Raw genomic sequence first — 25,351 nt, 5'->3', positions numbered from 1 at the left:
TCCCGGCCCTCCCATTCGCGATTGGCGCATACTACGCGTTCGCCTTCCATCTTTATGCTTTCTGCTGATCGTCGGCCACGCGATCGCGCGTGCACCGACCGGACGGCCGCATCCCGGCCATGAAAGGATTCGCCATGCAATTTCCAACGTATACCAAACCCCTGGTGTGGGGCTTCATCGGCGGCGCCATAGCTTGCGCGATCGTCGGCTTCGGTTGGGGTGGCTGGGTGACGGGCAGTACCGCCCGCAAGGATACGGCAATGGCTGCGCATGACGCCGTCGTGACGGCGTTGGCGCCGGTCTGCGCCGAGCGGTTCCGGGCCCAGGACGACGCCTCGGCCAAGATTGCCGATCTCGCCAAGGCAAGCACATGGGAGCGCGGCAGCGCCGTCAAGAAGAGCGGCTTCGCTCTCATGCCCGGCAGCAAGACGACCGACACCGATGTCGCGCGGGCCTGCGCCGAGCTTCTGGCGCCTCCGCCGGTTCCCAAGACCTGATCGACTGCTGGGCAGCGCCGGTCCATCGGCGGCGGCAACAGCATACACCATCGCCAAGGCCGGACGCTCGGGTCGGACGGCCCTGGCTCCGCCGTCCCCTGCAGCGTCGGGTGAGAGGTCAATGCGCGCGCGGCCAAGAGCATGTTAATATGATTCAGGCGCGAGAACGACCCGCGGCTCATATGGTTGTGGTTCAAGATCTCGCAAGTGGGCGGCTCTCTCGCGAACGCAGAGGAAGCGTCGGAGGCTTACATGACGCGCTCGATCCTGGCCGGGGTGCTGTCTGCCGCGATTGGGGTGCCAGCGCTTGCGCAAGGTTACGAGGAATTCAGCAAAAAATGTTTCGGGAACAGCAGTCCAGACCAGACGATCGAGGCTTGTTCCGCCCTCATTGCCGGCGGACACGTCGGCGGAAAGGACCTGGCTGCGGCGTTCAAGAACCGAGGGAACGCGTTTGACGACAAGGGTCAGTATGATCGCGCGATAGAGGACTACGATCATGTGATCGCGATCAACCCCAAGGATGCCGATGCTTTCAATAATCGGGGCACCTCCTACCGGGCCATGGGGCAATATGAGCGGGCGATCCAGGACTACGACCAGACCCTGAGACTCACGCCCAAGAGTGCCATGGCTCTCAACAACCGGTGTTTTGCGAAGGCGCTGATGGGCCAGCTCGAGCAGGGACTGGCGGACGGCAATGAGTCCCTTCGCCTCAGGCCGGGCGATGCCAACACATTGGCTTCCCGCGGCTTTATATACTTCAAGATGAAGCGTTACGAGGCAGCGATCGCCGACTACGACGCGGAACTGCGGGCAAACCCAGGCGACCCCTATTCGCTCTTTGGCCGGGGAATGGCCAAGCGCATAAAAGGCGATTCGTCAGGCGGAGATGCCGACATCGCAGCCGCCAGGGCGATACGGGCAGATATCGCAGACGGGATGGCAAGCTTGGAGTGCAATAAAATAAAACGACGACCCCGGCGAGGACACCCCCGACCCGTTTTGACTGAGAAGTTATGCCAATGACGCTCCATCAGAGCGAAGCTTTCTTGATTGTCGTCTCGATGCTCGGCCTTTTCGTCTGGGGTGGCCTGCGGCATGACATCGTGGCACTCGTCGCGCTCGCATCGGCTTTGCTGACCGGCGTTGTGCCTGCTGATAAGGCCTTTATCGGCTTTGCCAATCCAGTCATCATCATCATTGCATCGGTGCTCGTCCTGAGCCGCGCCATCGCGATTTCCGGCGTCATTGAACTCGCGATAAGGGGGTCACTGCGCCGACTTCATTCTACGTCAGCCCAGATTGGAGCACTGACCGCGTGCGTTGCAATCCTCTCCGCCTTCATGAAGAACGTGGGCACCCTCGGTATCTTCATGCCTATCGCGGTTCAGACTGCAGAGCGCGCTGAACGATCTCCGTCGGCTTACCTCATGCCGCTCGCGTTCGGTTCGCTCATCGGTGGTACCATCACTCAAATAGGGACGTCGCCGAATCTGCTGATCTCCGTTGTTCGTCAAGACTTCGAAGGCCATCCCTTTGCTTTCTTCGATTTTGCGCCAGTTGGCCTACCGCTCACAGTTCTTGCGGTCGTGTTTCTCGCCCTCGGCTGGCGATTGATCCCGAAGGGCCGCACGGCCGAATGCGCAGTCGTAAAGCGGTTCGAGATAGAGGATTATTTGAGCGAAGCTAGGATTCCAAATACCTCATCATTCGCCGGCAAAACTGTTCAAGATGTTGAAGAGTTTGGGGACGGCGGCGTTGCGATTACGGCGATCATCCGCGAAGGCAACCGGCGCTACATCCCAAGCGGCGACTGGACGCTGTTCGAGCATGACGTGCTGGTTCTTCAAGCCGACCCGGCTGTACTCAAGCCTTTTCTTGATCAAGGTCAACTCGAGCTCGTCGGCGCAGCCGGCAGGTCGTTGCTTCTGGCCAAGGAGGAGGAGCTGGAGACCGTGGAGGCCGTCGTCATGGCCGAATCACCAATGGTCGGTCAAACGTCATTCGACCTCCACTTGAGACGGCGCTTCCAAACCAACTTGCTGTCTATCAGTCGAGGGGCGCGACGGCTCACGACCCGGCTGGCCCGAACCAGGTTTCAGATCGGAGATGTAGTGCTCATGCAAGGATACGCCAAGACCTTGCCCGAAGCGATAGTCCAGCTCGGATGCTTGCCGCTGGCAGAACGCTATCTGACCATAGGGCGGAAGCGGCCACGACTCTTGCCGTTGGCGATCCTTCTCGCCGCCATGGCACTGGTGGCACTAAAGCTTTTGCCGGTTGAGGTGGCCTTTTTCATCGCCGCCGTGCTCGTTGTCCTCCTTCGGCTGCTGACCCCGAAGGAAGCCTACGACGCAATCGATTGGCCAATCGTCGTGATGCTTGGCGCGCTCATCCCAGTCGGTGAATCTCTGCAGGCGACCGGGGCGGCTGGCCTTGTTGGGAATGGGTTAACGATCGTCGCGGCACACTTGCCCGGAGGACTCGCCGTCGCCTTGGTTCTGCTTACCTCAATGCTCGTAACGCCGTTCCTGCACCATGCGCCTGCCGTGGTCGTCATGGGACCTATCGCCGCGATTCTGGCGCGCAATCTGGGCTTCATGCCGGACGCATTTCTGATGGCGGTTGCGCTTGGAGCTTCGTGCGACTTCCTGACGCCCATCGGCCACCAGAACAACATGCTGGTCATGGGTCCCGGCGGATATCGCTTCGGTGACTATTGGCGCCTCGGACTGCCACTGTCGTGCATCGTCGTCGCAATCGGGACCCCGCTCATTCTCTTCACCTGGCCATTGCAATAGCAGCGACCGGCGTAAAGCTTATCGCACCCGGAAGCGGCGTGATGCCCTGGCAACAACCGGCACCATCGCGCGTCCTATCCATGCCTGCAGGTCGAGCGGCTTCAGCAGCATCTTGACTGCCATTTCGTGAGGCAGGTGATGTCTCAAGAGCTGCAGGACGTCATCGCGCCAGGCATCGTAATCGCTGTGCTGGAAGACGCAGTCGGGATGGCAGGCAATGAACACGGCCTTGTAGGCACAGAAAGCGTCCTCCGCTTCAACGGCGGCCAGTCGGCCCCAGAGAGTGCGCAGCACGGCGGCGCGGCCCGGGCGTTCGAGCGCCCGGTAGCGCAGGAAGTAGCGGTAGAAGTGCTTGTAGTGACGAACCTCATCGGCGCTGATCTGGGCAGCCAGCCGGCTCAGCACCGGCTCCTCGCACGACTCCGACAACATGCGGTAGAACGCGGCAGTGCCGGTCTCCACGACACAGCGGGCCGCCATCTCGAGGGCCCGTGTGCCTGCGAGTTGCTCGATGGTGCAAAGCGGCTTGTACAGGGCGAGAAAGGTCCGATAAGCCTCATCCCACCCGAAATCGGGCCATGCCGTCTGGACGTAGCGCTTCAACGCCGCGCCATGCCGCAGCTCCTCGCTCTCCCACTCCCGCTCCAGCCAGTCGACGACCTCGCTGTCGTGTCGGAAGTAGTCAACCAGGTTGCGCGTATAGAGCGTCGACGTGATTTCGATGAAGGATGCGGAAGCAACGAGATAGAAGAGCCGCTGGTCGAGGCTGCCCGAGCGGGACGCCAGCGCGTGGTACGGAATATCCTCAATGGACCAGAAAGCTCCACGCTTCTTGCCGAGGCTTCGAACCGCCATGGCGACGTCTCCGTGGTGATGTACGAAAGGGCGGCGCAATCCGCGTCCACCTTCCCGGGGTCGCTTGCACGGCCACCCGATCGTCCCCGGTGTAAATAATAGCAGGTTCGCGCATGCCGTCGGAAACACGGCGTCATCAAGGCCGAGATCGCCGAAAGCGCTCTCCGTCAGGCTCAGCCCGGCCTCCACCAACGGCGCTTGCGGGCCTTCAACGTTTCGATCTCACGCCTCAGCTGGGCGATTTCGGCTTCGACATCCTCGCGACGGAGCTCTTCCTTGAAGCTCGACGCACTCGCTCTGGCCGCTCTTTCGCTGGCTGCATGGTGCGCCTGGCGCGACAGGTCGGCTTGCGTCTGAAGGCTTCGGCGGTCTCGCACTTCCCGCTCGAGGGCCGGCTTCAAATCGGCGATCTTCTGCTCGTTGACGGTCGTGTTCTCCTGCAGCTCGGCCGCGTCGGCCCGGGCGGCGTTCCGTTCGAGGATCAGGGCTTCAACTGCCGCGCGGCTCGCGCGCGCATTCTCGAGCAGGGCGTCGATGATGGCCTGCAGAGGCTGCACGGCCGCTTTGATCGCCGCCTCGAGCGCGACGGCGTCAATTGCCACGGCTGGAACCGCCGTCTCGGGGGCCTCCGCCAGGACTTCACCGGGCACCTCGACTTCGGATGTGTCATCGTTCCGAGGGCGGCTCGGCCACTTCATGCGACGTGCCGTGTCAGCCACTGTAGCCGGCGTGACCTTCAATCGTTCTGCTGCCTCGCGGTACGTCAGCCAGATGGCGGTAGGAACACCCATGATGACTCACCATGCTCCGTTACCCGTCCCGCAACAATGCCCGTCGCCACTAAACCACGACCCTCAGCGGATGCATACTCGGTGACCGTAGTTGCGGAATATTGAGGTAGCGTCCGTCGAACTCGCCGATATCCATCAGCTGGTTTCTGTGAGCAACCTCGATCGCGCGCGTACTATTCGAGAGAGTGCCGCGCTTGCGCAGATCCTGGATCATGCGGTTCATATGGACCGGCGAAAGGCTGGCGGCGTCGGCCAGATCGACCTGGGTCATCGGGATGATGGTGCCGTCGATGCCGATCGCATCGAGCCGAACCATCAGTTCACACAGGAGGTGGGCGATACGCGGAAGCGCAGGTCGCGACCTCACATTCAACAGTCTTTCTTGGAAGATGCTTGCCTCTACCATCGTGCTGCGCCACAGAGCGAGCCCGAGCCCTGGATAGAGAGCGGTAACCCGCTCAATATCCTCGTGAAGAAGCACGCCGATCGAGCAGTCGGTCAGCGCCGCCACCGCGTAGTCCTGTCCCGGCAGGATATAGCGATCGAAGTCACAAAAATCGCCGGGGTACTGGAAAGTGAAGATCTGGCGACGGCCGCTCTCGGTCAACTTGTAGCGGCAGGCTAGGCCTTTCAGCAGAACCGTCGAATAGCTCGGCGAATTGCCCAGCTTGATAATGTCTTCGCCACGCCTGACGTGTCCTTTGACCTTGACGAGCAGCAGTAGGGTTTGCAGCTCCTCTTCGCGATCCATTCCCAAGTTCCTGAATTTCAGGGCCAGGGCGTCGACTACGCCAGCCACTGGTATTCCTACCGAACCAAGCATCGCCACCCACCCATCTACCTCTCACCGAAGCACCAGCTGGTCAGCGTCAGAACCAGCACCAGTAGGAGGACGACGCTGAGCGACAGGCCTCCGATCAGGACCCCCACGTGGTTGTCGACGTCGAGATTGTCGAACCACAGCCAGTAGAGGACTTGCCCTAACAAATAGGTGATCGCCGGCAACGCGAGCCTCGAAACCCAGAGCACGACGCGCTCCAATGACGAGCTCCGCCGCAGCTGGTGAATCGGGGCGCCGCCGACCTTCGCCCCGCTCTTCCAAAAAGAGCGTGCCGAGTTTTGACCTGAAAGATTTGCCACACCTTCCCCCTGCGCCACGGCCGACAGCGAAGAATCGTGCTGCCGGCAAGGGAGCCCAAACAGGCAAGCGGGACGATCAGGCTTCAGCAAAACCGACGCCAGTGCGTTTCGCTTCACCCAAATGGCGAGCCCGCACCGGCGATGCTTGATCGTCCACGCTTCCACACCCAGTCCGGCTAAACTAATTTCCGGAGTCTCTCGGAGTCTGTCCAATATTGACCGCAGCGGCCTTTTTTAATGAGTCCAACGCTGATGCGTTCCGGACGAGGACCAGTCATGGTCGTAAACTCGTTCTGAAAATCGGTATTGGGGGTTCGCCATGGCAAAAACAAGCCAAATCCACTTTCGACGCTAAGGCGTTTCTCGCCACCGCGAGCCACATCACATCGTCCATCCCAAGGATACCATCGTCTATCAGCAGGCCGGCCCGGCGGATGCCGTGTTCGATGTCCAGAAAGGCCGGATCAAGATCGCGGTCGCGCCCCGGCAGGACAAGGAGGCGGTCATCGCGATCCTGGGACGGGTTCTGCGGAGAAGGATGCCTGGTTGGTCAGCCCCTGCGCCTGCCGACGGCCACAACTATGATCGAAAGTGGCCTGACGCGCGTGAGCAAAGCCGAGTTGGCCCGTGTCCTTCACGAAGAAGCGGCGTTCGGCGAACTCTTCACCGCCTATCTGCTGACCCGCAACAGCCGCATCGAGGAGGATCTGATCAATCAGCTCTTCAACTCGGGCGAGAAGCGGCTGGCGTGGACGCTGCTGCTTCTGGCGAACTTCGGCAAGTAACGAGGGCCGCAACAGATCACGGCGTCCATCACCCAGGCCAAGGCGGGCCTGGCCGAGATTCATCGGCACGATGCGACCGCCGGTCAGCCATTTCATGAACATGTTCAGGAAGCCTGGTTTCATCTGCTACATGGTCAGCTGCGCTGCTTGGTCGGCCCCAAGTTGATAGGACGACTCGCGATCGCTGAACTTCGCGTCCTTGCCGCGGCATGCATCAAGGCTTTACCGCCGATGAAGCCGCGGGAGCGCACCGGCTTATCTGCGCCGCCTTTGCGTGACATCTCGATGATTCTTGGCGCCGATTCCTCGATGGCTCCGATGCGAGCATCCCGACGACGCAGATCCCGGCCATCGGGCTCATCGTCAACGAACTCGCGAAAAAGCATAGCGGCGAGCCGGTCACGGTCACCTTTCGATTCGGCCCAGCCGGCCAACATGGACTTTGCGTGCTCGGTGCAAAGTTGTCCAGGGGAGTCACGGGCGGCCTAACCCGGAGGCAATGGCATTGGCATGAAAGTGGTGGCTGCCCTGATGAAGCAACTGGCGGGCCGCTTACCAATCCGGCCGGACGAGGAATCTGTATCTCCGGGCTGTTTCCACACTTGGTTGCAGACTGATGTGCCGCGGCCCGGGAAACTAAAAACAAAGTTGCGGTGTGCCTTGAAGTTCGCGTCGAAAATGTCCATCTAACGGACAAGCGAGAGCCTTCGATCATCCCAACACGGATTCAACTTTGGGCTGCCGGCTCTCCGGAGATCATCATGTTTGGATTCCAGGGCGGCGAAAGCGCCGAAGTTGTGGCGCGCAAACACGGCCATATGAAGGACGCGCAGCAGAAGTGGCCCTTCCTGACCAACTTCGATTGCTCGACCATCAAGACCGAAGGGCAGCTCTGCTCGATGGTCAAGACACGCGCCAGCATGTCGGACGAGCAGGCGAAGCAGGATGTCGGCGCCTGGATGCAGGGGAGACAATTCTGATCTGACGCGTGCTGTTCGTTGCCGCGCCAGTCGAGAGGAACGACGCCATGACATATTCCCAACATAGCGAAGAGCGCCCGACCATCGCCGCGGACATCGCCGATCAAGTGGCCGCGTACGGGATCACTCGGGTCCCGGTCGACTACTTTCATGTCGGAGAGTTCCGTTACTCCAATCCGGAGGATGCCATTGCCGAGGCACGACGCCAGCGGCCGACAGAAGTCGAGCGAACATCCATCGGTCGGCCGCAATAGATCGTCTCGCCACGCAGCGTCTCGGAATGTCCCGTCTGGACAAGGCGCACGCTGCCCCAGACGCCGCCCCAGGAAGGGGACCTCCAATGACAATCGATCCGAAGCAGCCGGCCTTTGGCCCGGCGAACGTCGACCGTCGAGCTGTCGAAAAAGAGGGAGGAGCGCCTGGTTCGGGGAAAAAGGCTGTCTATCTGGTGATTCTTGCGGGCTTATTGAGTCTGCTCGGTGGATCGGTGCTCGCCGTCTGCGTCGACCGCCGTGCCCTGCTCGATGACCGGCTGGATAACATGCCGCCCGATATCGTGGCTTGGACTAGACGCAACATCGAGTGCCGGAAATGGCTGAACTTCGCAGTTGTCGACGAGGCGACGGACCGCAGGGTCGAGGATGCCGTCCTCCATCTGCGATGCGACGCGCTCGCCGTCGATATGCAGAGAATGCGACGCAAGTACGTACAGTGGCCAAAGGCGCTGGAGGCCATCAACGCCGCGCAAGAGAGTGGGCTCTAATCCGGACGTCACATTCACAAGACCGGCGCGGCAAACCGCTCAGCGCCCGACGGGCGAAGCATTGACAATTAATTTCCTGCCAAGCGCCTTTCGTCCCTTACTATCCCTCTTTGCGCGCCCCATATCCTTGTTCGATGTGAGCCAAAGCCTCACGAGGCGCTTCGACCCGTCCCGATCAGGCAGCGCGCGGCATCCCAGGAAGGAAACCTCATGACAATCGAACCCAAGCGGCCGGCCTTTGGCCCGGCGAACATCGGCCGTCGGGACGAAACCAATGGCGCCCACGAAAGGGAGCGCGCGAGGCTGCAGTCGGCTTGGCCGAGCGGCGACGTTGAAGACACCGACTTGGAACGACGGGTCCTAGCGAACGAGCGCATCTTACAGACCCTCATCGCGCACATGACGCAAGCCGAACCCAAGTTCATCGCTCATCTGGGCGCAGTTTTCAGCGAACCGCAGCATGGGCGTCGTCATGAACATGATTTTACCGACACCCATGCTTATACCGACCAGTTCGTCCGGAAGGTACTGCAGATCGTGAACCGGCGCGGCGAGCGTGGTGAAGCTCGCGAAGCGATGCCGTCGCATCTGCGCGCCGTCGAGCAGCACAACGACGATGCCGCCGCCGATGCCTTCAAAGGGCGCGCTATCACTCGATTTGAAGTCAAACGCCGCATCGGGATCTGGGAGGTCACCAGGGACGGTCATTTCTATGGCCACTATCAAGAGGCTCAGCCCGCATTCGACGCCGCGGAAGCGGCAGCACTGGCCATTGTTGCAAACGGTGGTGCGGCCGATCTCCTGTGGAACGACACGCGACCACAATCAGGTGTCTCCGATCCGGCCAAGGATGTGGCCCGAAGCCAACTATCGCGGGTCATAGAATTTAGGTCTGGATCGACAACGATCGTGCGTCCACGCCAACAAGGTGCTCTGTGAAGAACTTCAAGAGCTGGCTCGTCCCGCCGGTTTTATTTCCGGCTCTATTGATCGTTCTTTTTCTCGCCTACTGGTTGCTCAAAGCCCCGGCTTGACGAGGCTTAACCAGTCGACCCTGTTCTCTCGATACCACGATGTCTTTCGCGGTTACCGCGGGTGGCGAACTCGAACATATGGTGTGTTTTAATGGAATCCTTGGACCAAAAGCGTTCTCGTCTGCGCGGTGAATTGCAAGAAGCCTACAGTGGCTGGTTGGGCTCGACCCGAGGGGGTGAATTCGACAGTATAGAAGTCCCCCAGATCGATATCTCGGGTCGCCCGGTCTCGAACAGGGCCGAATGGTTTGCCTACCAATCAGCAAAGATGCGTCTGGTCGAGGCATATGCTGAAGGGCATTCACTGTAGCCACAGCGATCTTCTGGCGAGCAATCATGCGCGGGAGCATAGCCACTTCGTGGCCGAGGACCATCTGAGCGGCCAGCCAGGCAACCAGTAAGCCAATGATCGTGGACGCGCAGGCGGGAGCGATCACCGCCATCACAAAGAGGGCCTGACCGAGCGAGCGCCGAACGAGCTGGCCCATCAGCCATTCGATCGACGCATGCAAGTGACGGCGTTGTTAGGCAAACAGCGCACAGTATACGTCTTGAAGCTGGCATTATCTCGATTGCCCGAAGCAGTACAGACTTACTCACGTGGAGAAGAGCCAATGATCTCCGTCGATAGCGACGCTCGTGCCGCCTCATACCGTCGTATGGCCGACGAAATCGCTGCCGGTCATGGCCGGGCCAACATCGCGCATGAGCAACGATGCAATCGGATCGATGCAGATCGAAAAACTTCAGCCGAGCAGAAGGCTGCGCTTCGTAAAACCTCCAACTACCAGTGTGTCGCGGACCGCACCGTCGCACAGAGCAGAGCAGAAAAGGATCATCTCAGCCGTGTGGTCCCTTCGCTGTTGCAGGAGCACGACGTCCGATGAGTCCGCCAGCAGCACAATAGGAACACGATGAGAATCGGACTCGGCGAGGAAAAGCAGTCCGCCTGTTGCGAATGCCTCATGCTCGCGCCCCCACCCGAAAGGAATCCCGTGGCTCAACATCGACGCGGCAACCGAGAATTCAAGAAGCCCAAGCAAGCCAAGACCAAGACCGTCGTTTCGTCCTCGGCCTTCCCGATCGCCTACGCCAAACCCGTCAAGACGGCGGAGTCCGGCAAGCGCAAATAGCCTCGCGCCAGCGGGACGGTCGGTTCACGCAGACTATCTATCGAGGCGCGATCGGCTTTCCTGCTCGTGCCGCGAGAGATCGTCGCGAAACCCAGAGAAGGAAGACCGACATGCGCCTGTCCCTACCGAGAATTACGTCCGGCAGTATCGATGATGTAGCCCGCCAAGGATCGGCTGAGCGGCGAGCTGGTCGAATCGCTGGACGGGCCGGTAGCAGCAAGATCGACCTCCACGCCGTCACGCTACGTCCGCCTACTTACCAACGCACGGCAATCGGTGTTCGCGAGTCAATCGGCCGCATGATCTCTATCCGGCAACAGCAGGTCGCCACCGCTTCTCCGGTGAGCGCCAGACGACACCCTCAATCAGCATCGACAGCTGCGCCTGCGTCAGCATCACCGAACCCGTCGCCTCATCTGCCATCGGCCAGATGACATGGCCTTTGCACGTGCCAACGGCGCACGCTGTGAGCTGCCCGACAGGAATGCTGGGCAAGCCAGGAGGAGGAGAAGCATGGAAGAGGTTCGTGCATTCATTGGTCTCGACGTGCACAAGGAGACCATCTCCGTTGCGGTTGCCGATGCCGGAAGGATCGGCGAGGTTCGGCATGTAACTACAATCGAAAACACACCGACTGCTGTCGGCAAGCTCGCTCGCACTCTTGCGCGCCGTCATGGCGTCCTCGAGTTCGTCTACGAGGCGGGATCGTGCGGTTACAACGTGCAGCGACAGCTCACCGCATTGGGATTCGCCTGTCGCGTTTGCGCGCCGTCACTGACGCCTCGCAAGCCCGGAGACCGCATCAAGAACGACCGTCGGGACGCCATCACTCTCGCACGGCTGCTTCGTGCCGGCGAGCTTACCCATGTCTGGGTACCCACCCCGCTACACGAGGCACTGCGCGATCTGGTGCGAGCGAGGCACGCTGCCTGCCAGGATGTAAGACGCGACCGCATCCGCATCCAAGCATTCCTACTTCGGCGCGACTTGCGCTTCGAAGGCAAGCCGTGGAGCACGCGGCATCGACGTTGGCTATGTACCCGTACTTTCGATCATCCAGCGCAACAGATCGCGTTCCAAACCTATCTCAACGCACTTGAGCATGACGAATCGCGCAAAGCCGAGGTGGAGACCCAGATCCGGGAGCTGCTGGCAGCTTCGCCCTGGTCGGGACAGATGCGAGCGTTACAGGCACTCAGGGGCGTCGGACCGATTGTCGCCGCCACAGTCATCGCCGAGGTCGGAGACTTCGCTCGGTTCAAGCATCCACGCCAGCTGGTCGCCTATTTCGGCCTAGCTCCTGGGGAGCACAGCAGCGGCAGCACCGTTAGGCCTCGCGGTATCACCAAAGCGGGCAGCTCTATCGCGCGCTCAGTCCTGTGCGAAGCAGCCTGGCAGTACAAGACGACGCCGCACGTCGGCATATGGATGAAGACGCATCGCCCTGCTGTGTCACAGGACATCATCGGCATTGCATGGAAGGCGCAGCTTCGCCTGCACAAGACTTACCGACGGCTAACCGTCCGAGGCAAGCGCTCGGTCGTCGCGACGGCCGCAGTCGCTCGTGAGCTGCTCGGCTTCATCTGGGCGATCGGGCAGCGAGTACCGCTTGCTCCCTGAGGCCAACCATCAGCGATCCGCAGCAGCGAGGACGCCGGCACGGTAGAGGGAATCCTCGAATTCTTGTTGGACAGGCAACGATGCCGACGTCCGTGGCCAGAGCGAGGCAGCCCTCCGACGCACCGTCATCATGGGGTATCCAATCCCCGCATAGGAGTCTGAGCGACCGTCGCAGTAACCCGGCGTTCTCACCTTTGCGGATCGCTTCGTTCGAATCATAGACGTCCAGGACAGGGCGATTGCTGAAGGGCGCGCGCAACCCTTGACAAAGGCCATAGGAGAAGAACCGGCTCTGCTCCAGCCTCTTGGTGAACAGGCACAGTCCGGTGCCATCCCACCATAAGATCTTCAGCAGCTCGGCCTTGCGCCCGCGGAACAGGAACAGATGGCCCGAGAAGGGATCCTGCTTCAGCACCCCCTGCACCAGCATCGCCAGACCGTCGAGGCCCTTTCTCATGTCGGTGACGCCCAGCGCCACGTGGATCTTCACACCCGACGGCAGCAGGCTCATTGGCCCTCTCCCTCGAGCATCGCCACCAGCCGGCGCACCGTCTCCGGATCAGCATCGCGCTCGAAGCGCACCCGTCGGCCGCTCGCCAGCTCAACCTCGATGCCCGGCGTCGACGGCGAGGTTGGACTCTCAACAATAGGAATCGTGTCCGTCACCTGCACCGAGGCGAAGGCCGGCTGTGGCTTCAGAGCCTCTTTCCAACGGAACAGCACCCGCACGGCAATGCCGTAGCGCCGGGCCGTTTGCGAGACCGAGAGTCCAGGCTGGGAGGCCTCATCAACGATCCGCCGCTTGTCCTCATCGCTGAACCTGCGGCGACCCGCCGCTCCAGCAACAAGCACCGCCATGCTGCCCGATGCCTCCTTAGTCATAGGAATCGTCATATGACTTGGCCGACCGCCCCGCCGGTACAGCAGCTTCTGCGGCATCTCCGGTTCATCCCTGAACTTCGACCGCCAGTTCTCGAAGCGCTTCAGAACAAGCCCATGCGCCTTGCAATACTCGCGTTGGTTCAGGTTGCTGCGTCGCCACGCCTCATGATGCGACCGCCAGAACGCCTCGCGTTCTTCCGCCGTCCCCACGATCGTCCAGTTGCCCACTCGACCTCTCTTCCTCGGCCATACGTTGCCGTGGAAGTCAGATCGCAATCAGCCCGCCGCCGCTAAGTGTGCGAGGAATGGACGCTTACCGGATCGCCATTGTTCTCTCCCGGTTGGCCGCCTTCGGATTCCCAGTTCCGGCCCAGAAATTCCCTGTTATGTCGACAAATATTCCCTGTTCTGTCTCAGCTCGAAGTGAGCTCTGCCACGGCTAAAAGGCAGCCGTTACGGGCCTTTCTGACTGTCAGAGTCTAATCGGTTTGCCAAATTCCCTGTAAAATTCCCTGTTAGCAGGGAATTTCCCCGGAGAAGGGTTCGACTCGGACTGCCTCCACAGCCAACCACCCGCACCGAACGTTCTCCGCCGGCGGGTAAGTAATTTCCCCGACCTTTGCGGGTAGTCGTCTTTGAGCGCCGCCGCTCGCGCGCCTGGTTTCGGCTTCCGCAATAGGATGCAGATGTGCGATCGACCTCGCCGACAGGTGGTCGCGTGACTGGAAGCTCGTCGCGGTCTGGAGCGTCAGTTGGCCGCCGCAGCCGGCAGCCAGCCATCGACAGGCAAACCCTTGCGACGAATATGCCGTGGAACGATCAAAATGCGTTTTTTCCGTAGAGGGCAAAGATCGTTCGGCCGAGGATCAGCAGATCGCGGACGAACGACCATTCCGATATGTAGCGAAGATCGTATGCGACGCGTTGTTCGATCTTGGCCCGGGTATCGGCCGGACCTCGCCAACCCAAGACCTGTGCGAGCCCTGTAATGCCCGGCTTTACCCGGTGGCGTGCATGGTAGTTGGCGACGACCACGCTGAAAGCATTGCCGTTCATGGCATGAGGCCGCGGACCGACCATGGACATGCTGCCCATAAGGACGTTGAACAACTGAGGCAGCTCGTCGATGCTCGACTTTCGCAGGAAGCCGCCAATGCGGGTTACCCGCGGGTCGTTGGAGACGGTCGGCTGGTCAGCGAGCACGTCCGCCGCTTCGGTGCGCATCGTGCGAAACTTGCACACCGTGAAATGCGTACCTCCGCGCCCCACTCGCGGCTGCCGGAACAGAACTGGTCCCCGGCTGTCCAGCTTGATCGCGGCGGCAACGCAGCACAGCAGTGGCGACAGAAGCACGATGAGGGAGAAGCTGGCCACGATGTCGAAAGCCCGCTTGAATGCTGCCTGGTGGGGCCTCAGCGGCTTCGGAAAAATGCGCACGAAAGGCATGCCGGCGAAGGTGACCATCTGTCCAAGACCCCAGCGGCCGCCATGCGGGATATGCATCAGGACGTCGAGCGAGAGGGGCGCCAGTCTTGCAGCGAGGCGGTCCATGGTCTCATCGCTGGCGACAGGCGTGATCACAGCCACCTCGGGCGCCAGCTCGACGAGCCTCGGATCTGCATAAATCGGGGTGCTGACGCGCCTCGTGCCGCCCGCATAGCGCGAGAGCTGCGCCATGGGAAAGAGACATACACGGGCGCGGGCCATCTCGCGGCGGATCTGCTGAGCGAGCAGAAAGGCTGGTTGGCCATCGCCGAACACCACGACACAGCGCTTGCCAACACGATTGCCGACGAGATCGCTCAGCGCGAGGAGAACAGGTCCGCTCCAGGCGATCGCCAGCAAGAGAACGAACATCCTTGCAGGCTTCAGCTCTTCCCATGAAGCATCGTTGAGGTAGTTCGAAAGGACGACCGAAACGAAGACGAGTGCGGCAACCTGCAAGCCGTGCTGCCCCATTTCGAGAAGCATGTCCTTCGCGTCGTAGATGTTTCGCTTCCTCGCCCGCATGCCGACTTGGAAGGCGAATCCGCACAGCAGCAGCATGCCGTTGGTGAAGATGCCCGTCGAAACGGGCCCGATGTTCCTGCCATCAAGAAGATCGGTGAGAATCAGCAGTGCGCAGCAGGCAAGCTGGCCGGCAGCTATGGCGCCGGCAAGCCGCTCGCGAATCGCTGAGCCTTCGTCCAATGCGATGCTGCTGCTGCGAAAATCAACCGCGCCGACGTCGGAGGCGCCGGCCGTCCGCACGGCCTCGCCTGTCGATGTGGAACCGTCCATAACCCCACCCAAATCAGTACGGCGCTGCCCCCAGCGCCGTAGCCCCGGCCCCTTCAGTCTTTTAGTTGTTGTCGCCTTCAGTATGCAATATGCATCGGCCGAATCCTGAGACAAAGTTAGGGCCAAGGAAGAGTTCACAAGAGCACGTTCCGGCGCGCGCGCATTGCATCGGGTAGCGCCTTGATTCGGACGCGAATTCCAAGCGCCGCCCTCCTTGATTTTCTACGCGAACAATCCGCCGCAACCTGACAGGAGCGAAGAACACGCCTCCGTGATCAAATCATTCATGATCGTTCATGCCGCGCCTCCAGATGCGGCCTGAAGTGTCGGGATTGCTGGCGCTACAAATTCGGAGACTTCGGGAGACGCTGGGCAACGACTTCCCGCTTCTCCAGGAACTTCGTCAGCAACTCGGCCGACTTGCCTCGGCCATCCATCATGACGACGTTGGCGGCAAGCAAACGCATCAGCACGTTCGGGTGCGTTCTTCCGTCGTTCAGGTAATGGCGGCGCAAGCCTCCGTCGGTCTTGTCGAAGGCTTCGTAAAGCCAGAGCTGCGCGGCCTGCATCGTCAATCCGTAACATGCCTGGGCGGCAATCGCGTGCAACCTTTGCGGCACTTGCGCGAAGCATGCCCGGCCGAGCAGCGACGCTGCGTAGGCATCGGCCCTCATCTCCTCTTGCTGTCGCTCGGCAAGCCCGGACTGCGTCCTTCGGTAGAGCTCTGCCCAAGGCGCGCCAGGAACAAGCCGAAAGGTTCTGTTCAGATGCCCCGCTTCGTGCAGCGCAAGCCAGGCAACATACCCGCTGAGCGGCGCGAAAGCCTGTCCATACTGATCCGATGGACCAAAGATGAGCTTGAACTGCCGCAGATTGTCCTCGATCAGCATGACGCAACGGCAGTTGATTTCGGCGGCGGCCGCATCCATGGCCGTTGAACCATTGTATACTTCCGTTGCGGCCCGACCCATCTGGGTGCCGGCATACATTGCGGCGGCGCAGGGATCTGTTTCGGCGCAGTTTCCGAATCCCGAAAGGGATACGGTCCTTGCCAGCTCGGCGCGGAATGCGCGGAGCATGTCAGGTGTCGCCGTACCAGCGTCGATCGCAGCATTCGGACGGCGTAGCAGATAGACCGGCACTTGTTGCAGGGCCTGCTGTGGCCGGCCAGGGCGCCACATCGGCCTGAGCACAAAACGGCCATCGAGCTCGAGGGCCGCGTTCGCTACGTCGATCGCTTCTTCCACCTCTGCCGACAGATCGCTGTCCGTTGCATCGCGAAAGCCGAAGATCTGCTTCGGATCAGGCGGATCGTCCAAGCAGCCGGTCAGGACGAACAAATAGGCCAGGAGCCAAGCTACGGCCCCCGCCCTCCCGAGTGCGGTTCCGCCCCATCGCATTGTCAATCGCGTCGGTCGAGAGAACTCATCTTCCTGAACGTCTTTGGCGCCTGTGCAACCTCAGTTATCCGATCAACGACCGGTAGATGTCGACATACTCTGAAGACATGGTCTCCGGCGTCGGCCAAGAGTCTCCCGACCGGCGAGCACCCCGCTTCATCCGGCGCAATTCGTCCGGCCGCTCAGAGAGCTGCATCATGCAGGCGGCCAGGGAGGCAGCATTCCCGGTATCGAAGAGCAGGCCATTGCTGCCGTGCTCGACGAACTCGGGGATAGCGCCGATACGGCTGCCGATGACTGGCAATCCGTAGCGGAACGCCTCCGCGATCGACATCGGCGCGTTCTCGACCCAGATCGACGGAAAGACCAGGACGTCGGCGCTCGAGATCAATCTATCCTTTCGTTCGCCGTCGACAAAACCATGAAAGCGAACACGATCATCCATCCCGGCGAGCGCCTTCAGCTTGGCCTCTTCTTCACCGCGGCCGGCGACGTCGAGCGTGAAGACGGAGCCGCGTGCCGAGCGGACCGCCTGGACGAGCGTATCGATCCCTTTGTGGGCCGCCAACTGCCCCATGTAGAGATAGCGGACCGGACGATCATCCCCCGGCTGTCCGTTCATTCGCGGCGGCCCTCCCCGGGCGACGCCGTTCCGAACGTGAGCCGAGCGCTTGAATGCAACACTGGCCTTGGCATGCGCCTGCAAGAGGTATTGCGAGGGGCTGCAGAAGACGTCGATGGCGGCCGCCTGCTTGCGATACCACGCACCGTGGAACCTGCAAACCATGCAGCGCGACTGCGGAGCGCAGCTCTCGCCATTCCGACCGAGGAGCGAGCCGTCGGCACAGATCAGCTCGTAGCTGTGGGCCGTATGGACGACGGGGATGCCCTTCCGCTGCGCAACATGCCAGATGACCGGCGACAGGCCTTTGATGTTGTGCGTGTGCACGACGTCGGGCCGGACCTGATCCAGGATCTGGCCGAACTTCTCGCCGGCATCCCGGTTCCAGGCGTCCGTGACCCGCCAGCGGACCTTGTCGATCGCAGATCTTCGATCACCGGGCGCGAAGCGCTCGTAGAGCCACCAGCGATTCTCCGGAAAGAACCGATATACGTCGACGCCATTCCGCCGTTCGACGTCGAAATCCTGGTCTCGGGAGCAACTGGTCACGACCGAAATGCGGTGGTCTTGTTCCGCCAGCGTATTTGCAAGCATCTCGGTCACGACCTCCGCGCCACCGACGACGAACGGAGCGTACAAGCTGTTCACGATCAGCACCGAGAGCGATCTCGCACAAGGAGCCTGTTCGCTCACTGATCCTCCGATCTGACGGTCGGGCTCACTCAAGCCTCCTCGATGCGGATGGCATAAACCTCATGGAGTCCAATGTTTTCGAGCTCGAGCGAAACCTGGTCGTCGAGGACATCCAATGTCTTGTGATATGCGACCGGAAGGGTGCCGATCGTCCGCGCACCGGCATCGGGTATCCGCAGCGCCTCGATGCCAACTCTGCGGCTCTTGGCGACGCTGGAAAGGCCGGACAGGCGAACGACGACAGGCAAGCCCTGCGCCGTGGCACCTTCATGACCATAATACCCGACCAGAACCTGCACGCGATTGGCTCCGGCAGGCAGCGCCTGGCCGATCAAGACGACATGCCCGAAGTCCGAGCCCGCACGCACGCGCCGCTCCCAGCCGGCGGCGTAGTAGGCGTGCACCCACCAGGGAGCGCGCGGCTCCTGCGTACGAGGATCGATGAGGCCGTCGATCGAGTTGTCCTCGCAGTGAATGCCCCAGCACGATCGGGCGGCATAGTCTGCGCCGCCACGCTCGAGATAGAACAGAAAGGCGAGCAGTTCTGCCGGCCGGTACTGATCGACCTCGCCGACGTACTCGTTCACGTGGATTTCGTTCAGCTTCAATGCGTGGAACCGACCATTCTCGACATACGCTGCCCGCGCGTACCGAACGTTCTTCTCAACCAGCGCGATGTCCGACCACGGCTCGAGCTCGTGCCAGCAGAGAAAATTGACCTCGCATCGGGCGCGCAAGCAACTGGACAGAAACGCTTCGAAGAACGCCGGCTGAAACGACGACACGCTGGGCCCGCCGACCTTGGTATCCGGACCCAGTGTCTCCTTCAGGACCTTGGCCGCCCGTATCCAAGTCGCAAAGAACAATTCTCGGCTTCCGCGCCAGCTTCCGCCAGTGTCCGGTTCGTTCCAGATGTCCCAGCAGATCTCCTTGCCCCGCGACAGCTCGGCGATCCGCCGTACGAAAGCTTCCCAAGCAGCGACATTTTCGTACGGTGGCTTCCAGTTCCCATTGAGCGGATAGCCCCACCCGTCGGACAGAGGCCCCTCGAACTTGGCGCCCCATGACTGGATGGCTTCGTACTGCCTCAGGTCGTTCGATCGCCAGAGCTTCGGCTGCAGAGGCCTGATGCGTTCGGACGGCGGATTGGGGTAGCGGATGCTGTTCAGGAAGCCGTTCATCGACCGGCACGCGACCGGAGACGAAAAATCGACGAAGGCAGAGACACGACCGGGCGCAGCGGACGGGTGACCGCCAGGCATCAACGTCGAAGCTCCGGCGCCGAGCGCCAAGACCGAGAACGCTCGCCTGTTCATCCTGTTCTTTGCCGGTTTCACCGCAGGCGAGGATCGCCGGACGAACCCGCTCATCGGCCTCCTCCCCATCGGCCCACGACCGGCTAGTTCACATGATCAAGCATGAGCATGCTCTTACAATTCGACTGCAGCCTGCGCCAAACAATTTCGACAATGTCACCATCATCTCACCGCCCACGACAGGCAACTCGGGGTAGTGACTTGTGTGGCCGAACGCGCCGCATTTGCTGCTGCGTGTCGTGTGCCAGGCATTGCGGACCTTGGAGCGGTCAGTCGACCGAAGGTGGGATTGGCCAAGAACCCGATAGCGCTCGCCATCAACGGACGTTTCCTTGCCCAGCCGATCTCGGGAGTGCAGCGATTCGCCCGCGAGCTGATTCTGGCGATGGATCGCGTGCTCTTGCACACCGGACGCGCTGCGTTCTCGCCCGTGACCTTGTGGGCGCCGCCAGATGTCCCCGAAGAGGCGCTGCCGTCTGGACTCAAAATATTGAAGATCGAGCGGGCCGGCCGTCTTGCCGGTCATTTGTGGGAGCAGATCGAGCTCCCGCGCATCGCGCGCGATGCCGTTCTGATCAGCCTGACGAACTCGGCACCACTGCTGCATCCTCGCCAGTTGGTGGCCATCCACGACGCCGCCATCATGGAATACCCCGGCGACTTCAAGTGGACCTACCGGGCTTGGTACCGCGGCCTGTATGCTGGCTTGCGCCGAACGTCGGCACGTTTCATCAGTGATTCGTCCTTCGCCGCGGACGAGGTCGCACGGCATTTCAGGATTTCAGCCGATCGCATCACGGTGGTTCCGCTCGCCTCGCAGCACTTCCTCCCTCTCGAGCCGGACCGCAGTGTGCTCGACCATCTGGGGCTGTCTCAACAGGGCTATATCCTTGCCGTAGGCGGCCGGTCGGGGCGCAAGAACCTGGCGGTCGTCGAGCGGGCGATCGCCCTGCTCGACGGCTGTCCAATCCTCGTCATTGCGGGAGGCGGCAAGTCGCGGGCATTCTCGGCCTCGAATACGGTTCCCGTAACCAACGCCGTTTTCCTGGATCATCTTTCGGACGCGGCAATCAAGGCTCTCTATCAAAGCGCGCTCTGCCTGGTGTTCCCATCCCGATACGAAGGATTCGGGCTGCCGCCTCTGGAGGCAATGATTTGCGGTTGCCCGGTGATCGTCTCGCATGCCGCCCCCATGCCGGAGGTATGCGGAGATGCGGCTCTGTACTGTGATCCCGACCGTCCCGATACGGTCGCAGCCAACATCCGTCTGCTGATGGCGGATGACGTTTTGCGGGCCAAGCTGATCGCGCGCGGAAGCGAGCGGGTTCGGCAGTTCTCATGGGAGCGCAGCGCCAGCAAGGTCCTCGAAATTGCCGAACAGCAGGCCTGAGGCAGCCAGTCGCCTCGCCCAATGCCCGGCGAGCTGCACCGTCACATTCTGGATCACACAGTCAAGCCGATTGTGACCATAACCGGATGGTGCGGGACAGGCGTCCAGTCATGCGCTTCATTCGACGCAGGGCCCGGACCAGGATCGGCTCGAAGCCGATCAGATGGAACTTCGCGTCGATCACCATCAGATCGCCCGCAAACGAGAGCGTATGCAGTCCCTTGCAGGACCGTGATATCGCCTCCGGCCGAATGGTGGTGATGAGCGTTTCTTCGAAGCGGGTGACGGTCAGGCGGTCGATGCGGTTTATCGCCAGTCCATACCCGTAGGACCTCGAGCAGTCCTGGGCCGGCCGGAACAGCGCCCCGTCGTGCACGATCACCGGACCCGCCGAGCGGGAAGAGCGCACATCGGTCTTGACCGGGTTCAGGGGATGGGGCGACCAGTTCCCGCGCAGGGTCTTCGAGAAGAACAGGTGAAGGTTGACCTGGTCGTTGTCGTTCTCGAGGCCACAAAACAGCCAGTAGAGTCCGTCGTGAAACAGAATTGTACCGTCGGTCACTCGCACGCCCGTCACGAGATCGGTGACGGGCGTGAGCTTACCCGCATCGTAGCGGTAGAGCAGCGACGCATTGCTCTGATGGCATTCCGGGAGGCAGTAGGTGATCCCCTCTTCTCGGAACAGGAATGGGTAGGACATGTGATGCCTGGATTCCAGGCGAACCTTCAGGCCAACCTCAGGCGTCCCGAACGGCTCGCGGACCGTCACTTCCGAAATCCGCCCGACCCCGAAATCGGTGTAGTCCTCGGCCAGAAGAGTGAGCTCCGGCGTCGTCGACAAGATGAACGGATCTGCGATGTAGCGACCCAACTCACGCCGCGGGAGCAGCGAGACATCCGATAAGGGCGCGCCGGCCAGCAAGGCCTGGAAGTTCATCCGCACGAAGCCGACGTTCCAGGTCTCGAGGACGAGGTAGGACGCCAGCTTCGATGACAGCCGCTGGAGAATGTCGCGCGCCAACAAGGACACAAGCAGCACCGGCGAGCTTCGGGGCCCGCCGTCGGCACGGTCGCTCTCCATGGAGCAGGGTAGCTCCCCGTTGAGCAGGCCATGCTTCAGTGCACGGAGGGGCCATCGGCCAGCCTCTGACAGAACCTGGGCGACAACCGTCCGATTGCGCTCCCCGCGCGCACGGAAGTGCCCGTTGAGCAAGACACGTCGGTGGTCCGCCTGATCCCCGATCTGCTCCAGTCCGAAGCTGACGACGTCATCTCTCCGGTGCAGGCCGTGGATGAAAGGGTATTCCCCGGCGGCTCCCGACGATCGCGTGAACCGCCAAACCCCCAGCTCGGCGCAACCGGCCAAACCGTCGGGAATCTCGCCGCCACCGAAGAACAGGATGAACTTCAAGCGGTGGGCCGAAAGCTCCCGCCGCTGCGCCGGGGACAGAGTCGCCTGAGCCGCGATGGTGCGCTCGACTGTGCATACCGTCGATGGCCGATACCGCTCAGGGTCCGGTTCCCCGAGTTCTGCGCGGGACCCGGCCGGCAGGTCTGCGATCCGAAGGATCAAGTCGTCCAAGGCACGCGCAACCTTCGAGCGACGGGGCGCTGCATCCGGTGGCGCGATGATGAACAGGCAGCTTGCGCCGTCCCCCCGGAGCAGCTCGACAGACTTCCATTCCCAGTCCCGCAGGCCTCGGCCCTGCAAGTAGACGCCGAAGCGGACCGAACTAATCTCCTCCAGGCTCATTCAGCGATCAGTGAAGGAATCATGGCGTCGTCACCACGAAGGTAAGTGATGTTCACAGGACCGGATGGTATCGACCGGCCATTGAACCCCACCATCACGGCCTCGCTCGCTGTGGGAAGGAAGTGAAGCGACGCAAGCGCGGCCTTCGTCGTCGAACATGACGACCGGCAATGGACGCTCTCGGCATCGAGCTCGACCGCGCGATGAACATTCTCTGCGATCATCCAACGCAACGTCCTCTCGTTCAGCTCGGATGAGTGCAGATGGATGAGTCTGGCCTTGCGGCCGATCTTGCTTGCTTCGATGCGGCAGATCGTGAGCCCGACCAGCGCACCTTTGATGCGGAACGCGAGGCAGAACACCTTGCCCAGCGAAGGCGGGCCCGATGTCAGCCACCGGACGTAGCTCTTGGTGAGGACGGGTGCCACGGCATATCCGCTGCGGCTGCCGGCGCCGGGCCAATCTTCGCCGGGCCACTCATCGGGGCTGAGATCCTCGACCTCCCCGTCGACCTCCCGATGCCTCGTCCATGCCGCGGTCGGCCGAAGGCGGATACTGCGCGGCAGATACTTTGCGATCGACCCGTCGCCCAGCCTTGCTTTGCGCAGCACGGCCCCGGCCATGCGGCGCGCGGTGATCGGCAGGATGAAGTCATGCGCATCGAGCAGATGCGTCCAGTTCAGCCGCGGCGCGATTGCGACCGCCGCCTTTGGCAGCCCCACCCCCAGCAGCGGCTCCCCTTGGGCGATGAGGAACTTCATGAGGCGCATGCCAACGCCGCGGTTGCCGGGGAGGCAATACCAATCGCATGGCTCGCGCACGGGTATTTCCTGTCCCCCAATGCAGTAGGGACGGATGAAAGTGTCTATCAGGCCGATGCACTTGGAGCCGGACATGGCGACCAGCGTTTCGCCATCCGTCCGGTGTACATATCGCCAAGCAAGAAACTCCTGCTGGAACTGCTTTTCCCAACGCTGATCCCAGAACGTCAGCAGCGTGTCGTAGAACCCCTGTCGAGTCGATGTTTCAACTTTGGTGAACTCGATAGACATCGCCTGCTCCGAGCGCAGCATAGATGCGTCATTATATCTGCGCTCCCGGCGATGACCGGAGCGCAATCGTGACAAATCCGTAACCAGAACTTTCGTTCGGAGCGTGTCCCGCCCTCGCAGGCATTGCCGCCGCCTTTCGCCGACGCAGCTCTACATCGGGGCCGAAAGCGCTGCATGGCTGCCCACCAAGGTAGTCCCAATGGGGTAACTCTGTCGTCGATGGTCGTCGGTTGCGAATGCTCGCCTGCTGTCGCTTTCGATCGCCTTGTTCCAAGTCGCCGGGTCACGTGGTTGACACAGTTACATTCGGTGAAAACGCGTACGATTCGGCGGGGAGTAGAGAGGGGATGGGGCAAGTCTTTCCGCGCCGGGTCGCGATTGTGCACGACTGGTTTGACAAGCCCGGCGGCGCGGAGCGCGTTCTACACGAATTGATCGCGTGCTTTCCCGACGCCGACCTGTTTGCCGTTGTCGATATGCTGTCTGACGACGATCGGGGCATAGTTCTCAATAAGGCTGTAACTACGACCTTCATCCAGAAGCTGCCTGGCGCTCGCAAGCACTTCCGTCGCTATCTTCCCTTGATGCCGTTGGCCATCGAGCAGATGGACCTGTCGGACTATGATTTGGTGATCTCGAGCAGTTGGGCAGTCGCCAAAGGCGTCATCACCGGACCCGATCAACTGCACATCGCCTACGTCCATACACCTCTGCGCTATGCTTGGCACCAGCAGCACGATTATCTCCGGCTCGAGCAGCTCGATCGCGGGCTGAAGGGCGCCGCCGCTCGTTTGGTCCTACATTGGCTCCGCTTGTGGGACCTGCGAACTGTGAACAACGTGGACGTCTGGCTCGCGAATTCGAGCAACGTGGCGCGACGCATACGCAAGACCTACGGGAAGCAGGCGGAGGTGCTCTACCCACCTGTCCGCATCGAGGACTTCACCTTTACCGAAGAAAAGGCAGGATACTACTTCACGTGCTCACGACTCGTGCAATACAAGCGGGTCGACCTGCTGGTCGATGCGTTCCTGAGCAGATCCGGGAGCGAGCTGGTGATTGCCGGCGATGGGCCGGAGCTGCCTTCGTTGAGGGAACGGGCCCGCCATGCACCCAACATCCGTTTTCTCGGCCGCAGGACGGACGGCGAGGTTCGAGAGCTCCTGCGGAAGGCGCGGGCCTTCATCTTCGCTGCGAACGAAGACCTCGGGATCGCGCCCATCGAGGCCCAGGCCTGCGGCACGCCCGTGATCGCGTTCGGGCAAGGAGGGGCGCTCGAAACCGTGCGAGGCCTCGAGGTCGGGCGGCCTACCGGCTGCTTCTTCTACGAGCAGACACCGGCTTCACTCCTGGAGGCGATCGAGCGCTTTGAAAACCTTGCAGTGCCGATCGACCCCAAGGACTGCCGGGCGAACGCGAACAAGTTCCGATCCGAGCGTTTTAGAGAGCAGCTTCACAGCGTGGTCAGCCGCCATGGAATCGGCTTCGGTGCGTCAGCCATATACTCCGATACCGAGCCGGATGTTCTTCTGCCGAGCCTGCCTCGATAGAGATGCGGGGT

The 25,351-nt window shown here is 61.5% G+C and carries 26 protein-coding genes; 11 read left to right on the top strand and 15 right to left on the bottom strand.

All coding sequences use genetic code 11. The features are described from left to right. Nucleotides 1-134 precede the first annotated feature (134 nt). The 3 genes from OJF58_RS19155 to OJF58_RS19145 all read left to right on the top strand — a co-directional run bounded on the left by OJF58_RS19155 (nt 135) and on the right by OJF58_RS19145 (nt 3,301). Nucleotides 135-497, top strand: a complete 363-nt coding sequence (locus OJF58_RS19155) for a hypothetical protein (RefSeq protein WP_300779355.1) — start codon at nt 135-137, stop codon at nt 495-497. 252 nt (nt 498-749) lie between these two features. Further along, nucleotides 750-1,526: a tetratricopeptide repeat protein gene (locus OJF58_RS19150; RefSeq protein WP_300779354.1), complete on the top strand. Its 777-nt coding sequence runs from the start codon at nt 750-752 to the stop codon at nt 1,524-1,526. Next, a complete protein-coding gene (locus OJF58_RS19145) occupies nt 1,523-3,301 on the top strand; it encodes an SLC13 family permease (RefSeq protein ID WP_300779352.1) in 1,779 nt (592 codons plus the stop codon). The genes OJF58_RS19150 and OJF58_RS19145 overlap by 4 nt, the downstream gene beginning before the upstream one ends. 18 nt (nt 3,302-3,319) lie before the next feature. Here OJF58_RS19145 and OJF58_RS19140 read toward each other — a convergent pair whose 3' ends face one another. The 6 genes from OJF58_RS19140 to OJF58_RS19115 form a co-directional block, all read right to left on the bottom strand. After that, complete coding sequence (locus OJF58_RS19140) at nt 3,320-4,156, bottom strand: ferritin-like domain-containing protein (protein ID WP_300779351.1); 837 nt, start codon at nt 4,154-4,156, stop codon at nt 3,320-3,322. A gap of 173 nt (nt 4,157-4,329) precedes the next feature. Further along, nucleotides 4,330-4,947: a hypothetical protein gene (locus OJF58_RS19135; RefSeq protein WP_300779350.1), complete on the bottom strand. Its 618-nt coding sequence runs from the start codon at nt 4,945-4,947 to the stop codon at nt 4,330-4,332. Between the two features lie 49 nt (nt 4,948-4,996). After that, nucleotides 4,997-5,698: a Crp/Fnr family transcriptional regulator gene (locus OJF58_RS19130; RefSeq protein WP_300779349.1), complete on the bottom strand. Its 702-nt coding sequence runs from the start codon at nt 5,696-5,698 to the stop codon at nt 4,997-4,999. Between the two features lie 86 nt (nt 5,699-5,784). Further along, entirely contained in the window at nt 5,785-6,252 is a 468-nt protein-coding gene (locus OJF58_RS19125; protein WP_300779348.1) for a hypothetical protein, read from the bottom strand. 338 nt (nt 6,253-6,590) lie between these two features. Next, complete coding sequence (locus OJF58_RS19120) at nt 6,591-6,995, bottom strand: hypothetical protein (RefSeq protein WP_300779347.1); 405 nt, start codon at nt 6,993-6,995, stop codon at nt 6,591-6,593. An 11-nt stretch (nt 6,996-7,006) separates the two neighbouring features. Next, nucleotides 7,007-7,309, bottom strand: a complete 303-nt coding sequence (locus OJF58_RS19115; RefSeq protein WP_300779346.1) for a hypothetical protein — start codon at nt 7,307-7,309, stop codon at nt 7,007-7,009. Nucleotides 7,310-7,633: 324 nt separating this feature from the next. Between OJF58_RS19115 and OJF58_RS19110 the strand changes: the two genes are divergently transcribed. The 4 genes from OJF58_RS19110 (at nt 7,634) to OJF58_RS19095 (ending at nt 9,554) form a co-directional block, all read left to right on the top strand. Next, the gene (locus tag OJF58_RS19110; RefSeq protein ID WP_300779345.1) at nt 7,634-7,852 is read left to right on the top strand and encodes a hypothetical protein; all 219 of its coding nucleotides are present in this window, start codon (nt 7,634-7,636) and stop codon (nt 7,850-7,852) included. A gap of 47 nt (nt 7,853-7,899) precedes the next feature. Further along, nucleotides 7,900-8,106 (top strand): hypothetical protein, encoded by a 207-nt coding sequence (locus tag OJF58_RS19105; RefSeq protein ID WP_300779344.1) that lies wholly within the window; start codon nt 7,900-7,902, stop codon nt 8,104-8,106. Nucleotides 8,107-8,192: 86 nt separating this feature from the next. Beyond that, the gene (locus OJF58_RS19100) at nt 8,193-8,615 is read left to right on the top strand and encodes a hypothetical protein (RefSeq protein WP_300779343.1); all 423 of its coding nucleotides are present in this window, start codon (nt 8,193-8,195) and stop codon (nt 8,613-8,615) included. A 210-nt stretch (nt 8,616-8,825) separates the two neighbouring features. After that, complete coding sequence (locus OJF58_RS19095) at nt 8,826-9,554, top strand: hypothetical protein (protein WP_300779342.1); 729 nt, start codon at nt 8,826-8,828, stop codon at nt 9,552-9,554. Nucleotides 9,555-9,621: 67 nt separating this feature from the next. On the opposite strand, the gene OJF58_RS27180 is transcribed toward OJF58_RS19095, so the two are convergent. Continuing rightward, nucleotides 9,622-10,161 carry an exopolysaccharide biosynthesis protein gene (locus OJF58_RS27180; protein WP_366526783.1) on the bottom strand — a complete coding sequence of 180 codons (540 nt, stop codon included), beginning with the start codon at nt 10,159-10,161 and terminating at the stop codon, nt 9,622-9,624. Between the two features lie 102 nt (nt 10,162-10,263). On the opposite strand from OJF58_RS27180, the gene OJF58_RS19090 reads away from it, so the two are divergent. Beyond that, nucleotides 10,264-10,536, top strand: coding sequence for a hypothetical protein (locus tag OJF58_RS19090; protein ID WP_300779341.1), 273 nt, complete (start codon nt 10,264-10,266; stop codon nt 10,534-10,536). Between the two features lie 759 nt (nt 10,537-11,295). Further along, complete coding sequence (locus OJF58_RS19085; RefSeq protein WP_300779339.1) at nt 11,296-12,402, top strand: IS110 family transposase; 1,107 nt, start codon at nt 11,296-11,298, stop codon at nt 12,400-12,402. On the opposite strand, the gene tnpB is transcribed toward OJF58_RS19085, so the two are convergent. From tnpB to OJF58_RS19055, 6 genes are all read right to left on the bottom strand, one after another. Further along, on the bottom strand, nt 12,362-12,913 hold the full coding sequence (gene tnpB, locus OJF58_RS27175; protein WP_366526782.1) for an IS66 family insertion sequence element accessory protein TnpB: 552 nt from the start codon (nt 12,911-12,913) through the stop codon (nt 12,362-12,364). The two genes, OJF58_RS19085 and tnpB, sit on opposite strands and share 41 nt — an antisense overlap. Then, a complete protein-coding gene (locus OJF58_RS19075; protein WP_300779338.1) occupies nt 12,910-13,512 on the bottom strand; it encodes a transposase in 603 nt (200 codons plus the stop codon). Before OJF58_RS19075 ends, tnpB begins: the two co-directional genes overlap by 4 nt. 591 nt (nt 13,513-14,103) lie before the next feature. Continuing rightward, on the bottom strand, nt 14,104-15,564 hold the full coding sequence (locus OJF58_RS19070; protein ID WP_300779337.1) for an exopolysaccharide biosynthesis polyprenyl glycosylphosphotransferase: 1,461 nt from the start codon (nt 15,562-15,564) through the stop codon (nt 14,104-14,106). Nucleotides 15,565-15,905: 341 nt separating this feature from the next. Further along, nucleotides 15,906-16,904, bottom strand: a complete 999-nt coding sequence (locus OJF58_RS19065) for a hypothetical protein (RefSeq protein ID WP_300779336.1) — start codon at nt 16,902-16,904, stop codon at nt 15,906-15,908. A 124-nt stretch (nt 16,905-17,028) separates the two neighbouring features. Then, the gene (locus OJF58_RS19060; protein WP_300779334.1) at nt 17,029-18,243 is read right to left on the bottom strand and encodes a glycosyltransferase family 4 protein; all 1,215 of its coding nucleotides are present in this window, start codon (nt 18,241-18,243) and stop codon (nt 17,029-17,031) included. A gap of 65 nt (nt 18,244-18,308) precedes the next feature. Further along, a complete protein-coding gene (locus tag OJF58_RS19055) occupies nt 18,309-19,649 on the bottom strand; it encodes a hypothetical protein (protein WP_300779333.1) in 1,341 nt (446 codons plus the stop codon). A 235-nt stretch (nt 19,650-19,884) separates the two neighbouring features. Here OJF58_RS19055 and OJF58_RS19050 point away from each other — a divergent pair, with 235 nt between their 5' ends. Further along, complete coding sequence (locus OJF58_RS19050) at nt 19,885-20,985, top strand: glycosyltransferase family 1 protein (RefSeq protein ID WP_300779331.1); 1,101 nt, start codon at nt 19,885-19,887, stop codon at nt 20,983-20,985. 61 nt (nt 20,986-21,046) lie between these two features. Here OJF58_RS19050 and OJF58_RS19045 read toward each other — a convergent pair whose 3' ends face one another. Beyond that, nucleotides 21,047-22,738, bottom strand: a complete 1,692-nt coding sequence (locus OJF58_RS19045) for a hypothetical protein (protein WP_300779330.1) — start codon at nt 22,736-22,738, stop codon at nt 21,047-21,049. Next, the gene (locus OJF58_RS19040; RefSeq protein WP_300779329.1) at nt 22,735-23,790 is read right to left on the bottom strand and encodes a hypothetical protein; all 1,056 of its coding nucleotides are present in this window, start codon (nt 23,788-23,790) and stop codon (nt 22,735-22,737) included. The genes OJF58_RS19045 and OJF58_RS19040 overlap by 4 nt, the downstream gene beginning before the upstream one ends. Nucleotides 23,791-24,137: 347 nt before the next feature. On the opposite strand from OJF58_RS19040, the gene OJF58_RS19035 reads away from it, so the two are divergent. Continuing rightward, nucleotides 24,138-25,340: a glycosyltransferase gene (locus OJF58_RS19035; protein WP_300779328.1), complete on the top strand. Its 1,203-nt coding sequence runs from the start codon at nt 24,138-24,140 to the stop codon at nt 25,338-25,340. Nucleotides 25,341-25,351: the final 11 nt, after the last annotated feature.

It is taken from the genome of Enhydrobacter sp. (genome assembly GCF_030246845.1).
In the GTDB taxonomy this organism is placed as follows: domain Bacteria; phylum Pseudomonadota; class Alphaproteobacteria; order Reyranellales; family Reyranellaceae; genus Reyranella.
The sequence above is the reverse complement of the archived record's forward strand: the minus strand, read 5'-3'. Positions and strand labels throughout refer to the sequence as shown.